15 protein-coding genes are annotated in these 15,347 nt (G+C 51.6%); all 15 read left to right on the forward strand.

What is annotated here, in order from left to right; genetic code table 11:
* The 15 genes from BLR64_RS07460 to BLR64_RS07525 all read left to right on the forward strand — a co-directional run bounded on the left by BLR64_RS07460 (position 1) and on the right by BLR64_RS07525 (position 15,313).
* A complete protein-coding gene (locus tag BLR64_RS07460) occupies positions 1-1,650 on the forward strand; it encodes a ribonuclease J (protein ID WP_376744604.1) in 1,650 nt (549 codons plus the stop codon).
* Between the two features lie 155 nt (positions 1,651-1,805).
* The gene (locus BLR64_RS07465; protein WP_090713524.1) at positions 1,806-2,303 is read left to right on the forward strand and encodes an RNA polymerase sigma factor; all 498 of its coding nucleotides are present in this window, start codon (positions 1,806-1,808) and stop codon (positions 2,301-2,303) included.
* Positions 2,303-3,310 carry an anti-sigma factor gene (locus BLR64_RS07470; protein WP_090713525.1) on the forward strand — a complete coding sequence of 336 codons (1,008 nt, stop codon included), beginning with the start codon at positions 2,303-2,305 and terminating at the stop codon, positions 3,308-3,310. The genes BLR64_RS07465 and BLR64_RS07470 overlap by 1 nt, the downstream gene beginning before the upstream one ends.
* Before the next feature lie 138 nt (positions 3,311-3,448).
* Positions 3,449-4,204, forward strand: a complete 756-nt coding sequence (locus tag BLR64_RS07475) for a ClpP family protease (RefSeq protein WP_244157639.1) — start codon at positions 3,449-3,451, stop codon at positions 4,202-4,204.
* Positions 4,201-4,416, forward strand: coding sequence for a YlzJ-like family protein (locus tag BLR64_RS07480; protein WP_090713526.1), 216 nt, complete (start codon positions 4,201-4,203; stop codon positions 4,414-4,416). Before BLR64_RS07475 ends, BLR64_RS07480 begins: the two co-directional genes overlap by 4 nt.
* Positions 4,417-4,505: 89 nt before the next feature.
* Positions 4,506-7,172, forward strand: a complete 2,667-nt coding sequence (locus BLR64_RS07485; protein WP_415840991.1) for an FtsK/SpoIIIE family DNA translocase — start codon at positions 4,506-4,508, stop codon at positions 7,170-7,172.
* Positions 7,173-7,352: 180 nt separating this feature from the next.
* Positions 7,353-8,213, forward strand: a complete 861-nt coding sequence (gene sleB / locus BLR64_RS07490; protein WP_090713528.1) for a spore cortex-lytic enzyme — start codon at positions 7,353-7,355, stop codon at positions 8,211-8,213.
* A 134-nt stretch (positions 8,214-8,347) separates the two neighbouring features.
* Positions 8,348-9,625, forward strand: coding sequence for an EF-P 5-aminopentanol modification-associated protein YfmF (gene yfmF, locus BLR64_RS07495; protein WP_090713529.1), 1,278 nt, complete (start codon positions 8,348-8,350; stop codon positions 9,623-9,625).
* A 3-nt stretch (positions 9,626-9,628) separates the two neighbouring features.
* Positions 9,629-10,909 carry an EF-P 5-aminopentanol modification-associated protein YfmH gene (gene yfmH, locus BLR64_RS07500; RefSeq protein WP_090713530.1) on the forward strand — a complete coding sequence of 427 codons (1,281 nt, stop codon included), beginning with the start codon at positions 9,629-9,631 and terminating at the stop codon, positions 10,907-10,909.
* Positions 10,909-11,676: an elongation factor P 5-aminopentanone reductase gene (gene ymfI / locus BLR64_RS07505; protein WP_090713531.1), complete on the forward strand. Its 768-nt coding sequence runs from the start codon at positions 10,909-10,911 to the stop codon at positions 11,674-11,676. Before yfmH ends, ymfI begins: the two co-directional genes overlap by 1 nt.
* A gap of 152 nt (positions 11,677-11,828) precedes the next feature.
* Positions 11,829-12,089: a DUF3243 domain-containing protein gene (locus BLR64_RS07510; RefSeq protein WP_042177468.1), complete on the forward strand. Its 261-nt coding sequence runs from the start codon at positions 11,829-11,831 to the stop codon at positions 12,087-12,089.
* 165 nt (positions 12,090-12,254) lie between these two features.
* Positions 12,255-13,037: a DUF3388 domain-containing protein gene (locus BLR64_RS07515; protein ID WP_167360621.1), complete on the forward strand. Its 783-nt coding sequence runs from the start codon at positions 12,255-12,257 to the stop codon at positions 13,035-13,037.
* A 279-nt stretch (positions 13,038-13,316) separates the two neighbouring features.
* Positions 13,317-14,276 carry a helix-turn-helix domain-containing protein gene (locus tag BLR64_RS07520; protein WP_090713533.1) on the forward strand — a complete coding sequence of 320 codons (960 nt, stop codon included), beginning with the start codon at positions 13,317-13,319 and terminating at the stop codon, positions 14,274-14,276.
* A gap of 80 nt (positions 14,277-14,356) precedes the next feature.
* The gene (locus tag BLR64_RS30240; protein ID WP_167347618.1) at positions 14,357-14,518 is read left to right on the forward strand and encodes a hypothetical protein; all 162 of its coding nucleotides are present in this window, start codon (positions 14,357-14,359) and stop codon (positions 14,516-14,518) included.
* 303 nt (positions 14,519-14,821) lie between these two features.
* Complete coding sequence (locus BLR64_RS07525) at positions 14,822-15,313, forward strand: YajQ family cyclic di-GMP-binding protein (protein ID WP_068723917.1); 492 nt, start codon at positions 14,822-14,824, stop codon at positions 15,311-15,313.
* Positions 15,314-15,347 lie beyond the last annotated feature (34 nt).

The following is a 15,347-nucleotide window of genomic DNA, read 5'->3' on the forward strand; positions in this document are numbered from 1 at the left end:
ATGATTTTCGCTTTGGGCGGAGTCGGAGAAATCGGAAAAAACATGTATGTAGTCCAATATGCTAACGACATTGTGGTCGTGGATGCAGGACTTAAATTCCCGGAAGAGGACATGCTCGGTATTGATATTGTTATCCCAGACATCTCATACCTGACGGAGAACCGTGATAAGGTTAGAGGGATCGTCCTCACTCACGGACACGAAGATCACATCGGCGGTCTGCCTTATGTGCTCAAGAACCTGAATGTTCCGGTATACGGAACAAGACTTACGCTCGGCCTGGTCGAGAACAAGCTGAAGGAAGCCAACCTGCTTGGCGAAACGAAGCGCATCCTGATTAACGAAGATTCTGTTATCGATCTGGGAACTTCCCTGCAGGTGACCTTCTTCAGAACCAATCACAGTATTCCGGATTCCGTAGGCGTATGCATTGAGACCCCGGAAGGTAATGTCGTTCATACAGGGGACTTCAAATTTGACCATACACCAGTCAATGGCCAATATGCGAACCTGCACCGGATGGCGGAAATCGGCCAGAAGGGTGTACTAGCCCTTATGTCTGACAGTACCAATGCTGAGAAGCCGGGCTTTACCCCTTCGGAGAAAAATGTCGGCATCGTGCTGGAGGATATTTTCCGCAAAGCCGACCAGCGCGTAGTAGTGGCGACTTTCGCCTCTAACGTGCACCGTATTCAGCAGGTGGTTAATGCTGCTGAATCGACAGGCCGCAAGATCACTGTTATCGGACGCAGTATGGTTAATGTAGTTGCCATTGCTTCCGAGCTTGGATATCTGCATGTACCAGATGGCATGCTGATTGAGCCGGAGGAAATGAACCGCATGGCCGCCAACCGCGTTGTGGTGCTCTGCACAGGCAGCCAGGGTGAGCCGATGTCGGCACTTACCCGCATGGCCCGCTCCAGCCACCGCAAGGTGGATATCCTGCCGGGAGATACCGTTATTATTGCGGCCACTCCGGTTCCGGGGAACGAGAAGTATGTCGGCCGTACCATTGATGAATTGTTCCGTCTCGGCGCCAATGTAATCTACAGCGGCTCGAACTCCGGGGTTCACGTATCCGGTCACGGCAGCCAGGAAGAGCTCAAGCTGATGCTTAACCTGATGAAGCCGAAGTACTTCATTCCAATCCACGGTGAATTCCGGATGCAGCGCAGACATGCGCTTCTGGCAGAATCCGTCGGCGTGGATCCAAGCAACATCTTCATCACCGAGATTGGTGAAGTGATTGAAATTCAGGGCGGTGGAGCCCGCAGAGCTGGTAAGGTTACTGCAGGCAACGTACTGATCGACGGTCTGGGTGTGGGTGACGTAGGCAACATCGTACTCCGCGACCGCAAACTGCTGTCCCAAGACGGTATCCTCGTAGTCGTCGTTACACTGAGCAAACAGAACGGAGCGATTGTCTCCGGGCCGGATATCATTTCCCGCGGCTTTGTATATGTCCGTGAGTCCGAAGGACTGCTGGACGAAGCCAACCGTATTGTATCCAGCACGCTGCAGCGTCTGATGAGCGAGAAGGTTAATGAGTGGGCTTCCCTCAAGACCAGCGTCAAAGATTCGCTCGGCCGTTTCCTGTATGAACAGACACGCCGCAGACCAATGATTTTGCCGATTATTATGGAAGTTTAAGAAGAGAGCTTCTATTTAAATAAGCAGGGCGCAAGAGCCCCTTCTCTCCCGGAAATATTGGACGGTTTCCTGGGGAGGAGGGGTTTTTGTTATTTTTTTACGGCAAGAGACAACATTTCCTTCGTTCAATCGTTATACTGCCAGGGAGGTGCATAATGGGGGCTAAGCTTAAGGAACAGCTGCTGGGGTCCAAGATGGCCGAGATCCGCAGATATCTGATCCGCCTGGGCGCAGCGCCTGAAGATGCGGAGGATATTGTACAGGATACGGTCTGCAAGGCACTGCAGTATATAAGCGGGATTGAAGAGCGTAATTTCAGCGCCTGGCTCTATAAGGTTGCGATTAACCGCTATTATGATTTGTGCCGCAGACATAAACGGTTTCAGTACACCATGGAGGCAGAGGAGCAGTCAGCGCCCGATAAGGAGCAGCCGGAGTCGCAGCTGTTGCAGCGTGAGCAAAAGGAACAGATTGAGCAGACGCTAAGCCGGATGATTCCGGCAAACCGCCAGCTGATTCTGCTCAAATACGAGCTGGGTTTATCTTACAAGGAAATCGCAGCATTGCTGGGAATCACTGAAGGAACGGTTAAAGCGTCGCTATACCGGGCAAGACAACAGTTTCAACAATTTTACGGAGGTGAGGCACATTGATGGCCCCATGGAATGAAGAAGAGGACAAGCAGCTGTCACAGGTCTTGAAAAGGGCAAAACGCAAAAGTACGGTACGCAGCATTTTAATTTCGCTGGCCGTAGTGCTTGTGACATTAACCGCCATATTTTTTGGTGCTGCCCAGATGGTGAATCACAGATCCTTAGAGACCCTGACGAGCGAATGGATGTACAGGATGATCAGCAGTCCTAACGAATATGAATCAGGGTATAAAGATACCCGCGGATTTTTATCCGGCGTGCTGGAAACGAACACCTACAAAATCATTGAGGGTGTCCCTATACCCTGGGATCAAGAATGGACGAACTACAATGAATGGTGGTTTCCATTCACTACAGGCGCATACGGAGGGACATCGGCTCTGACAGTCAGCGATCACGAGCTGGAGCAAGCCGGTTATGAATACGGCAGACAGTATAATCCTTACAATGGCCAGCGTGAAATGCTGTACTATATTCCTGAAGTGGATTATAACGGGAAGATCTTTAATGACCTATCGCTGCTTAGTGAAATGGAGCCCGGGAAGCTTGCGGAAATGTCGCTGTCATTCGATCAATCCTATTCGTTTGAAGAGGTCCGAGACATGCTGCCGGCGGGTGTACGACCGGTATGGTATTGGGTTGATACGTATGGTGAACGTATAGGATTTCAGTTTGAATCCCGCGATGACGGAAACGGAGGAACAAGCTACCCTTTGCCAATGTCAGGTTATGGGGTATACGGCTTCGGAAACCGCCCCGACTACGATAAAATAACGCCTGAGGACTTTGTCGACTCCGTTCAAAGCGGGTTGTCGCGCAAGGACAGATACTATGAAGAATATAAGCAAATTATTGAAAATTTGAAAAAAGATAAAGCTGCGCCGGATGCTAGTGATGTCCGTATTCTTGGCGTGGTTGTTACAGGTACAGCTTCCGGACTGGCCAGCCTGCAAGGACAAAGTTATATCCGCGGCGCGGTGCTTGGGGCTGTTGCCGACAAGTACTAAAAGGAAATGTTCATTTCTGCATAAGCCGCTAACCGTAAATGTCATACTAAGCACAGTCAGTATGGCTGCAGCTGTTGAAGAGCTGCAAGCGGAAAGGGTGAGCTGCAAGTGGATAAAAAGCAAGGTAAGGATACGGGCATCAGCAACGCGGAGGTCCAGCCGGAGGAAACCAGGACAGCTGCTCCTGAAGCAGTCGCGCCGGCCGTAAATATGCTTAAAGAGCTGGGCCAGACAGCGGTGCCGAGCGCAGAGCCGGATATTTTCTGCATGACGATCATCGGCCAGATCGAGGGGCATTTTGTACTTCGGCCGCACAACAAAACGACTAAATATGAGCATATTATTCCGCAGCTTGTGGCGGCAGAGCAGAACAAGAATATTAAAGGCCTTCTGATTATTCTGAACACTGTCGGCGGTGACGTAGAGGCCGGGCTGGCTATTGCCGAAATGATTGCCTCCCTCTCCAAACCGACGGTTACGGTGGTTATCGGAGGCGGACACAGCATCGGTGTGCCGATTGCCGTTGCATCCAGCTACTCCATCATTGCCGAAAGCGCAACGATGACCATTCATCCGATCCGGATGAACGGGCTTGTAATCGGCGTGCCGCAGACATTTGAATATATGGAGCGTATGCAGGAGCGGATGGTGCGGTTCGTCACCTCCCATTCGCGGATCAGTGAAGAGATGTTCAAGGATCTCATGTTCAAAACAGGAGAACTGAACCGTGATATCGGTACCGCGGTAGGCGGGTATGATGCGGTTAAGTTCGGGCTGATGGACGAGGTTGGCGGAATCGGCGCCGCCCTGGCCCATTTAAACCGGATGATTGCCGGCACAGTAATACCGGCTCCAGGAGCCGGTGAGCTTGCACAGGGGGGGCTGACGCAATGACCTTTTATACCGTTGTGCCGCTTGAACAAATGTTTGAGGGGGCTTACAGTAACGGGCAGCAGCTGCAGGAAGTGACAATCGGGGGAATGCTGATGCAGGTAGAGCCGCTGGAAGGCAGGCAGGCACGGATTGTCCGCCTGCTTCAGTGTCCGCTGGACAAATATCTTGATCCGTCGTTTGCTCCCGGTGCAGTTGTCGATTACGATAAATAACGGAGTGCCATAAAGTTGCATTTTTTTACAGAACAGAACATAGGTACGCCACGCCATTATATGGTATAATGTTGCCGGGGGTGGCTGGCGTGGCTAAACGGAGAAAGAGAAAGTCTAAGAAAAAAGCGACAATCGGCAGCGTTCTTAAATATGAAATTTATGGTATTATGCTTATTACCATTTCGGTAATTGCCCTGTCCGGCGAAGCTGCCGTAGGGCGGTCTCTGTCCAGTATGGCGGGATACCTGCTGGGCAGATTTTATTTTGTTCTGCCGGTCGTCGGCATCATCTACGGACTGATGGTCATGATACACAGGAAGTGGCCGTCCGGCTGGAACACTCGTTATACCGGTGCAGTGATGCTGGTCCTGTCCTTATGCCTTATGAGTTCGATCTCGGCCATGCAGCAGAAGCTGGGACCTATTAATATGCTGCATCCCGGCAATGTGCTGGCGCAAATACATAATGATTTATCCGGTGCGCTGAAGCCCGGTACCAATGACAGCAGTGTCTATCTGCTAGGCAAGGATATCAGCGGCGGATATGTTGGCGCGCTGGAGTTCGCAGGACTGCTGTGGCTGTTCGGTACATTGGGTGCGAAGCTGATTATGATTGTAATGCTGGCAATCAGCTTCATGCTGGTTACCAATCTCTCCTATGTGGAGCTGTTCTCGCTGCTGCGGGTACGCTCCGTGAAGCTGCTGGAGAATCTCAGGCAGAGATCGGCCAACCGCCCGGCTGCGGTTCCTGTTTCACCCCGTTCGTCCAGAAGCGGCAGGTCTTCTGCGCCACCGCCTCCTGACGATGACGAGGACGATGAAGAAGAGGACGAGCCGTCACTTCCAAGAAGAAGCCAGCCGCTGTTCTTCCGCCGGATCGGCAGCTGGCTTGGCGGATCCGGGGCTGGAGGATCTGTTGAAGCTGGCGGTGACGAGACAGGCTCAGAGGTGAGAACACCAGATCCGGGTATGCCTGTATCTCCGTTGATTTCAGGATTTGAAACAGACAGCAGGCATGCTGTTCAGGACGGGCCTGAATCTGGATTTGCCGATGAGGATCTTGAGCCGGTGACTCCGATCATCCGTGACTTCTTTGAGCATATCCGTTCAGAAGGGTTAAGTGAGGAGGAACGGGAAGAGTGGGGCGGGTTTTCACCTGCGGCGCGCAGTGCAGAAGCACGCAGTACAGGTGCTCCGGGCACTCCTGCAGCCGCCCGGCAGCCTGGGCCAGATGATGTGCCGGATGAGGATATTACGGTAGATCTGGAGGGCCTGCTGGGTACGGCAGACAGCGCAGAGACTGCTCCGGCTCCGCCGCTTCCGCCGCCGCCCAAGCCATATAAGCTTCCGCCGTTCAGGCTGTTGTCCAAACCGAACGGCGGCGGCAAAGCGGGAGACCAGAACGATTACATGCAGACTGCCCGCAAGCTGGAGGCGACGCTGGAGAGCTTCGGCGTCCGTGCCAAGGTGCTTGAGGTGGTTCGCGGTCCTGCTGTAACCCGGTATGAAATCCAGCCGGATATCGGGGTTAAGGTCAGCCGGATCGTTAATCTGACCGATGATATAGCGCTTGCGCTTGCAGCGAAGGATATCCGGATGGAAGCTCCGATCCCTGGTAAATCGGCTATCGGTATCGAGGTGCCGAATCCGGAGGTTTCGCTTGTAACGATGCGTGAAGTAATGGAAACACAGATATTCCAGGATGCCGAATCCCGGTTGTCCATTGCCTTCGGACGCGATATTTCCGGCCAGACCATTGTCGGCAATCTGGCCAAAATGCCCCATCTGCTCGTTGCCGGGGCTACCGGATCAGGGAAGTCGGTCTGCATTAACGGGATTATTACCAGTATTTTGTACAAAGCCAAGCCGGACGAGGTCAAGTTCCTGATGGTCGATCCCAAGATGGTTGAGCTTAATGTCTATAACGGCATCCCGCATCTGCTTGCTCCCGTAGTTACCGATCCGAAACGGGCCAGTCTGGCGCTGAAGAAGATTGTAGTAGAGATGGAGAAGCGTTATGAGCTGTTCTCCAAATCGGGAACGCGCAATGTGGAAGGCTACAATAATCTGATGAAGGATAACCCGGCCGCTATTCTCCCCTATATTGTTGTTATCGTGGACGAGCTTGCCGATCTGATGATGGTGGCGGCTAATGATGTAGAGGATGCAATCTGCCGTCTGGCGCAAATGGCACGTGCTGCAGGCATTCACCTGATCATCGCTACCCAGCGGCCATCCGTTGACGTTATCACTGGTCTGATTAAAGCGAACATCCCTTCACGGATTGCCTTCGGCGTATCCTCCAATGTCGATTCCCGGACGATTCTTGATATGCCGGGTGCCGAGAAGCTGCTGGGACGCGGCGATATGCTCTTCCTTCCGATGGGTGCTTCGAAGCCGGTCCGCGTCCAGGGCGCTTTCATGAGCGACCAGGAGGTGGAGTCGATCGTGCAGTTCGTAAGCAGCCAGGGAGAAGCCGAATACGACGAAACGCTTGTACCCGAGGTGGATGATATGGTCTCTGAAGATCAGGAGCCGCAGGACGAATTGTATGAACAGGCTGTTCAGATTGTACTGGAAGCGAAGCAGGCATCTGTCTCGCTGCTGCAGCGGCGTATGCGTGTGGGCTACACCCGTGCAGCCCGGCTGATAGACGCAATGGAAGCCCGTTCGGTTATCGGGCCTTACGAGGGCAGCAAGCCGCGTGAGGTGCTGATGTCGCTGGAGCAGTATCAGCAGAACCGGATCAGCTCTTAACCGTTTTAATGATCAAGCACTCTTTCCTTTGCGGAGAGGGTGCTTTTTGCTGTACCCGGTACAGCTGCCGCCGGATATGCATTGCAGTTCAGCCTGTCCATGCATAGGATGTCCTGCCAGTCGTCATAATAACTTTAGCCATCCATGTTGAACTTACAATAGAAAGGTAGAGCGACCCCAATGAAAAAACATAAGCAGTGGATATTTGCCTTAATGACTCTGCTACTGGCAGCCGCACCGTTTGCGGGAGTAGCTTTCAAGGACCAGGATGTATACGCCAATCCGCAGCAGCGGACGGAATCCGTCAGCCCTTTTTCCGGGGAAGAGGCGCTTCCGGCTTTCGGGACGACTCCGCTGAAGGTAGGCTCATCAGGTCAGGATGTATATGAGCTACAGGGCAGACTGAAGTATCTCGGTTACTATAACGGAAAGATTGACAGCAAGTTTGGTGCCAAGACCAAAAATGCGGTAACCTGGTTCCAGTGGAAATTCGGAATGAAGGCAGATGGCGTTGTCGGGGCTAAAACAAAGCTGAAGCTGTATAATGCGACCAAAGCATGGAAGCCGACAGAGCCTTCAACCACGACTGCCAAAAAGAATACGGGCAACAACACGGCTGCCAAGACAGGCAATACCGGCAAAACGAATACAACTGCAGAATTGTCCTCCGGTAATACTATGGGCTTGTCCGAAAATGATCTGAAGATCATGGCCAATGCCGTATACGGCGAGGCACGCGGGGAGCCGTTTGAGGGGCAGGTGGCGGTGGCTGCGGTAATCCTGAACCGGGTTAAATCCCCGAGCTTTCCCAATACACCGTCCGGTGTTATTTTTCAGCCGGGAGCCTTTACGGCGGTAGCGGACGGCCAGATCTATCTCGAGCCGAATGAACAGGCACGCAAAGCCGTTCAGCAGGCGCTTAACGGCTGGGACCCTTCCGGCGGCTGCCTCTATTATTTTAACCCCCGGACTGCGACCTCCAAATGGATTTGGACCCGGCCGCAGGTCATCACGATCGGAGAGCATATCTTCTGTATGTAAGTCTATACACCGACTTAAAGCAACCGGTAAATCCTCAGCCGGTTGCTTCCTTACTTTGGAATGGTTTAGAATGGATAATACTTCATAAACTTAAATAGCACTGCATCTATCCACGCCGTAAAGGAGTTTTGGAATTGACAAACAATGGATTTCAACATGGCAACGCTGCAGGCATGCGCATCCATGTACTGCCGACCAAGGCGTTTAAAACCTTCGCCATTTCCCTCTATGCCGGAGTGCCTCTGGATGAGAGCACAGTCACCCCGACAGCGCTGGCTCCTTTTGTCCTCCGCAGAGGCACAGCCACTTACCCGGAGACCATGCAGTTCCGCGAACGGCTGGAAGAGCTTTACGGAGCCGGATTCGGCTTTGATGTCTACAAACGGGGCGATTATCAGATTGTCCAGTTCCGGATGGACACGATCAACGATTCTTTTGTTCAAAGTAAGGAAAGTCTGCTGGGCGAGTCATTCGCCTTTCTCGGTGAGGTGCTGACCCGGCCTTTGCTGGAGGATGGAAGCTTCCGCGCCTCCTATGTGGCAACCGAGCGTGAAACGGTGCGCAAGAAGCTGGAAGCGATCGTAAACGATAAAATCCGCTATGCCGCTGAACGCTGCATTGAGGAAATGTGCCGCCAGGAGCCTTACCGTCTGCATCCGCTTGGACAGAGAGCCGACCTGGACAGCATTACGCCCAAGAGCCTGTATGATTCTTATACAGCATGGCTGAACGGCGCCATTCTTGATCTGTATGTGGTTGGCGATACAACGCCTGAAGAAGTCGAACGGCAGGTTATCCGCCATTTTGGCCGTGCCCACAAGGAAACAGCCGGCTACAGCTCCAACTTTAAGCCGGTGGCTGTTTCAGAGGTCCGCACGGTGGAAGAAAAGCTGGATGTTAATCAGGGCAAGCTCAATATGGGTCTGCGCACCTCCATAACCTATTCAGATGACAGATATGCTTCAGCGCTGATGTACAACGGTATTCTCGGCGGGTATCCGCACTCCAAGCTGTTTGTTAACGTCCGTGAAAAGGAAAGTCTTGCGTACTATGCATCCTCCCGCTATGACGGGCACAAGGGCATCGGCACCATCCAGTCGGGGATCGAAACGCAGAATTACGGCAAGGCTGTAGACATTATCCGCAAACAGCTCGATGAGCTGAAGGCCGGGAATATCAGCGATCTGGAGCTGAATCAGACCAAAGCGATGATCCGCAACCTGTTGTCCGAGATACAGGACTCTGCCTTTGAGCTGATTTCGTTTGATTTTAACCGCCAATTGTCCGGAAAAGACCGTTCAGCGCAGGAATTGCTTGCACAAGTGGACGGAATTGGTGCTGAAGACGTGAAGGCGGCTGCCGACACCTTCCAGCTGGATACGATTTATTTCCTGACAGGGAAGGGGGAATAGCAGATGAACAAACTTCATTACGACAAGCTGCAGGAAACGCTGTATCACGAGGTCATGGATAACGGGCTGCACGTATATGTACTGCCCAAACCTGCCTTCAAAAAAACCTACGCCACCTTCGCGACCAAATACGGCTCTGTAGACAATCATTTCAAAGTAGCCGGGGGTGAAGAAACGACTGTTCCGGACGGGATTGCCCACTTCCTCGAGCACAAAATGTTTGAGGAGCCGGAAGGCGATATTTTTGCCACCTTTGCCTCCAACGGTGCGTCGGCGAATGCTTTTACCAGCTTTGACCAGACGGTATATCTCTTTTCGGCAACTGAAAATATTGAGACCAATCTCAGCACCCTGATTGATTTTGTGCAGCGTCCTTATTTTACGGATGAAAACGTGGAGAAGGAAAAGGGCATCATCGGACAGGAAATCAATATGTATGCCGATAATCCGGACTGGCGCGTCTATTTCGGATTAATCGAAGCGATGTATTCCAAGCATCCGGTGCATATCGATATTGCCGGCACGATTGATTCCATTGCCACGATCACCAAAGAAACGCTCTACACTTGCTACAATTCCTTTTATCATCCGAGCAACATGCTGCTGTTCATTGTCGGCGGTGTTGAGCCCGAGAAGGTATTTGAGCTGGTCCGCACGAACCAGGCGGCTAAGGCCTATGACAAGCAGGGCGAAATTACGCGTATTTTTGAAGAAGAGCCTGTCCAGGTAGCACAGAAACATAAAGAAAGCCGGCTTGCTGTATCCATGCCGAAATGCCTGTTCGGATTCAAGGAGAAACCCGAGGGGCTGACCGGGGAAGCGGCGGTACGACGTGACCTGACAACGAAGCTGATGCTCGACCTGCTGTTCGGAAGCAGCACGGCGCTCTATCAGAAGCTGTACGATGAAGAGCTGATTTCGGACAGCTTCGGCCATGAGTTCAACAGTTCCCCGCAATATGCCTTCTCGGCAGTCGGAGGAGATACGAAGGACCCGGATCTGCTGCTGAAACGGATCAAGGAAGAGGTGAATGCGGTGCTTGCTTCCGGCTTTGCCGAGAAGGATTTTGAACGGGCCCGCAAAAAGAAAATCGGCGGCTATCTGCGTATGCTGAACTCGCCGGAGAGCATCGCCCATGAATTCACGCGCTATCAGTTCCGCGGCGGCGATTTGTTTGAAGTGCTTCCGGTCTACGAGTCGATTACACTGGATGAGGTCAATGCCCGTCTCCGTGCCCATGTTGACTGGGAACAGCTTAGCGTATCGCTTGTGGTGAGCCCTTAATGGCGTTAACGGGAGATGGCGGCAAACCAATCAATGAGATGACGGTGCTTATAACAGGAGGAAGTGGGGGGATTGGCGGTGCAATCGCCGAGCGCTTTGCTTCTGTAGGCATGAACATTGTCATTCATTATATGAATTCACATGAAGCGGCAAATGATGTTGCCCGCCGCTGTCTGGCAATGGGGGCAAAGGTGATGACCGTGGCTGCGGATATGAAGGACCGCAGCCAGCTTTTGCGTATGGCTGAACGCCTGGAAAGCAGCGGCATGCTGCCGGATATTCTGGTCAACAATGCCGGAAAGGCCCATTACGGGATGCTGGCCGATGTCACGGAAGAGGAATGGGACGAAGTAATGGCGGTCAACCTCAAAGGAATCTTTTTATGCAGCCAGATTTTTATGCCTTATATGGTCTCGCAGCGCTTTGGCCGGATTATTAATGTATCTTCTGTCTGGGGCATTTCCGGCGCCTCCTGCGAGGTGGCCTACTCCGCAAGCAAAGGCGGCGTCAACGCCTTTACGAAGGCGCTGGCCAAAGAGCTGGCCCCTTCGGGGGTGACTGTGAATGCTGTGGCGCCGGGGGCCGTGAATACAGCGATGCTTAATAATCTTCAGGAGGACGAGCTGCGCATGCTGGAAGAAGAAATTCCGGCCGGCCGGCTTGCTTCACCGGAAGAGGTGGCTTCACTTGTCTATTTTCTGGCATTGCCCGAATCGGGTTATATCACCGGCCAGGTGATCAGTCCGAATGGCGGCTGGATTACTTAGCGTATCTGTTTTTCCGAGCGGCTTGGAGAAATGCTCCAGCATAAGAACAGCACGTACGAGACATATTAATACTGTTGCTTTTAAATCATCACGTAAGACGGCTGACGGCTGAAACAGGGCGTCCGGACCGTAACCATGAAGGAGGATTTAAGATGTCAACAGAATCCGTAGTAAAGAACTTTGATACCTGGAAGAGCTTTCTGGGTGAACGGGTCATTCAGGCTGAAAAAATGGGGATGAGTGAAGAAACCATCACCAAGCTGGCTTTTGAAATCGGGGAATTCCTCGACAAAAAAGTCGATCCGGGCAACTACTCCAACCGGGCGATCAAAGAGCTGTGGGATGTCGGTACGGACGATGAGAAGCATACCATTGCTTCCCTCATGGTCAAGCTGGCGAAGAAAAACGCATAGGCAAGCGGAAGGAGCTCCCCATAGCGGGAGCTTTTCTGCAATTATTACAACAGTGTCCTTGCCTTTCATTTTTATTTTATATATCATTAACATGACCCGTGTTTCAGAAGCTATGCCGAAGCCGGTTTTTTTGAGGTTATGGCAACTTACAGGGAAAAGGAATCTATGAGGTGCGAATCAGTGGAATATAAACAGTGGTACATGGAGTACAAGATACATAAGAACAGACCTGGTCTGCTTGGTGATATCGCTTCAATGCTTGGTATGCTCGAAGTCAACATTCTGACGATTAACGGTGTTGAAGGCAAAACCCGCGGGATGCTGCTGGAAACCAGTGACGACGAGAAAATTATGCTGATGGGTGAAATGCTCAAAAAGGTGGATAATATTACGGTTACGGCCTTGCGCTCCCCGCGTCTGGTGGATAAGCTGGCTGTCCGTCATGGACGATATATTGACCGGGATTCGGATGACCGCAAGACTTTCCGCTTCACGCGGGATGAACTGGGGCTGCTTGTCGACTTTCTCGGCGAATTGTTTAAAAGGGAAGGCAATCAGGTTATAGGACTTAGAGGCATGCCGCGTGTCGGCAAAACAGAGTCCATCATTGCGGGGAGCGTCTGTGCGCAGAAGCGCTGGACCTTCGTCTCGTCCACGCTGCTGAGACAAACGGTGCGCAGCCAGCTGGCCGAGGATGAAATGAATCCGAATAATGTCTTCATTATTGACGGCATTGTCAGCACCATCCGCTCCAACGAGAAGCATTACAATCTGCTGCAGCAGGTCATGAGCATGCCGAGCACGAAGGTGATTGAGCACCCGGATATTTTTGTGCGGGAATCCGAGTATACCTTTGATGATTTCGATATCATTATCGAGCTGCGCAACAATCCTGGAGAAGAAATATTGTACGAGTCGTTTACGACAAGCTACAGTGATGATCTATAAATGAGCACATGCTTCTGAAGCGAGTTCTGTACGAAACAGAATCGTGGAAGTATTGCTCACAAAAACTTAAGCGTATGCTTCCGAAATGAGTTTTGTACGAAGCTAAAATCGTGGAAGTATTGCTCACAAAACTAAGAGTATGCTTCCGAAGTGAGTTTTGTACGAAGCTAAAATCGTGGAAGTATTGCTCACAAAACCAAGAGTATGCTTCCGAAGTGAGTTTTGTACGAAGCTAAAATCGTGGAAGTATTGCTCACAAAACTTTTAGGAGGTGATGGTATGTCGGAACTGGGCCGGCATTTGAAAGAGGCGCGTCTCCAAAAGGGGATGAGTCTTGACGATGTCCAGGAAGTAACCAAGATTCGCAAAAAATATTTAGAAGCCATCGAAGCGGGGGATTACAAAGTGCTTCCCGGAAGCTTTTATGTCCGGGCCTTTATCAAAACCTATGCCGAAGCTGTCGGAGTTAATCCGGACGAGCTGATGGAAGAGCACGGCAATGTTCCGGCGGCTCCTGTAGATACCACGATGGAAACGGTGATCCAGAAGCGCAGCCGCAGGACGGAGACGGAACGGAATGCCAAATGGCTGCCGACAGTCCTGATGTGGACCTTTCCGGTCCTGATCATCGCGGTGATCTACTGGTACGCTTCCTCGAATATGAACAAATCCGATCCTGAAACGGTAGATTCGTCCAACGTAACGAATGAACAGCAGGATCCGTCCAAGATCCAGCCTTCGCCGACTGCCGTCGGTGGCGGAATTGTCAGTAATTCTCCGTCAGCGGGCGGGGACAGCACGGCAACTGCAACAGCTTCGCCTACAATTGCGCCGACTGCTACACCTGTACCTTCTCCGACAGCAGGCCCGGTGACGGTTACTGAGGATCGCAAATCAGGCAAGACTACAATCTTTAAAGTAACTGCCTCCTCCGGTACTCCTGTAGAGGTTAAGATTGCAGCTACGGGTACTAGCTGGCTTGAGGTTTACAACGGCGAGAATTCCCAGGGAGAGAAGCTCAGCTTCGGTAATACTGCAGCTGGCGATTCCCTGAGCTTTACGCTCGGTGCGGAAGGGATGTATATCAAATCCGGATACTCTCCGGCGACCACCATTACCGTGAACGGACAGGAAATTACGGACGGCAAAACCTCTTCCCGTCTCCTGCTGGAGCTGGACAGCGGTGCTTCCGGCGGAACTGAAGGAACGGAAGACACTGCCGGAAATACAAACGAGTAAAACCAGTCCTGCATAGACTTTGGTAATTTGGAGAACCTAAGAATGATTTACAGTTCTTACGCCAAAGTGAGGTGTATCTCATGACTGTCAGCTGGATTGTTACCGGGCTTGGCATTATTGTCAGCCTTCTCGGGTATTATTTGACACCGAGCGCCTGGGGCTATGGAATTCTTGGTTTTGGACTGGCGCATATTGTGCTGGGAATTCTGGATATGTTCCGGGCTCCCGCACGCAGCAGATAAGGCCAGTGAAGGAGTCTCCCGGGAACGGATATGCCGGGGGACGGGAATAATCTTTTGTTTACGCAGAAAAACGGGTGCCGCCTTTCAGGCGGCACAGCCGTTTTAAGGTATTTTGAAAGATAAGACTTTATATGTTGCCCGTTATAAATTATTTATCTATTTAATGCAGAAACGGATACCGCCCCTGAAGGACGGCAAAGCCGTTTCTTCTTGCATGCCCGGCAGCTTCCTTCCATAATTAGACTTCATGTGCCCTTTCTCATATAATAGAAAAGAATAATTGTAAGCAAAGGACGTGGAAGAATGAGTTCGGAAAGTTCATTTGACATCGTATCCAAAATGGATATGCAGGAATTAACCAACGCGGTTCACCAGACGGAGAAGGAAATTGATAACCGCTTTGACTTCAAAAACAGCAAAAGCAGTCTGAAGCTGGAGAAGGACGCGCTTATCATTGCCTCCGAGGACGAATATAAGCTGAACGCCGTCATTGATATTTTGCAGTCCAAAATGGTCAAACGCGGAATCACACTCAAAAATCTGGATTTCGGCAAAATCGAGCCGGCTGCACTGGGCACAGTCCGCCAGCGTCTGGGCCTCAAGCAGGGCATTGATCAGGAAAATGCCAAAAAGATCAATATCCTCATCCGCGACTCCAAACTGAAGGTGAAAAGCCAGATTCAGGGAGATACCATCCGTGTAACCGGTAAAAGCCGTGACGATCTGCAGCAGATCATCCAAATGCTGCGCAAAGCTGATTTGCCGCTGGATCTGCAGTTTAACAATTTAAAGTAAGCCTATGCACCCCGCAGTGTATGCGTAACTGCCG

The sequence above is a fragment of the Paenibacillus typhae genome, from assembly GCF_900099765.1.
GTDB lineage: Bacteria > Bacillota > Bacilli > Paenibacillales > Paenibacillaceae > Paenibacillus_AQ > Paenibacillus_AQ typhae.

Bases quoted from the DNA above. Each gene is read 5' to 3' on its own strand.
- BLR64_RS30240 (WP_167347618.1), top strand. From the start codon at position 14,357: ATGACTGTCAGCTGGATTGTTACCGGGCTTGGCATTATTGTCAGCCTT.
- BLR64_RS07510 (WP_042177468.1), top strand. From the start codon at position 11,829: ATGTCAACAGAATCCGTAGTAAAGAACTTTGATACCTGGAAGAGCTTT.
- sleB (WP_090713528.1), top strand. From the start codon at position 7,353: ATGAAAAAACATAAGCAGTGGATATTTGCCTTAATGACTCTGCTACTG.
- BLR64_RS07480 (WP_090713526.1), top strand. From the start codon at position 4,201: ATGACCTTTTATACCGTTGTGCCGCTTGAACAAATGTTTGAGGGGGCT.
- BLR64_RS07520 (WP_090713533.1), top strand. From the start codon at position 13,317: ATGTCGGAACTGGGCCGGCATTTGAAAGAGGCGCGTCTCCAAAAGGGG.
- yfmH (WP_090713530.1), top strand. From the start codon at position 9,629: ATGAACAAACTTCATTACGACAAGCTGCAGGAAACGCTGTATCACGAG.
- BLR64_RS07515 (WP_167360621.1), top strand. From the start codon at position 12,255: ATGAGGTGCGAATCAGTGGAATATAAACAGTGGTACATGGAGTACAAG.
- BLR64_RS07470 (WP_090713525.1), top strand. From the start codon at position 2,303: ATGGCCCCATGGAATGAAGAAGAGGACAAGCAGCTGTCACAGGTCTTG.
- BLR64_RS07460 (WP_376744604.1), top strand. From the start codon at position 1: ATGATTTTCGCTTTGGGCGGAGTCGGAGAAATCGGAAAAAACATGTAT.
- ymfI (WP_090713531.1), top strand. From the start codon at position 10,909: ATGGCGTTAACGGGAGATGGCGGCAAACCAATCAATGAGATGACGGTG.
- BLR64_RS07465 (WP_090713524.1), top strand. From the start codon at position 1,806: ATGGGGGCTAAGCTTAAGGAACAGCTGCTGGGGTCCAAGATGGCCGAG.
- BLR64_RS07525 (WP_068723917.1), top strand. From the start codon at position 14,822: ATGAGTTCGGAAAGTTCATTTGACATCGTATCCAAAATGGATATGCAG.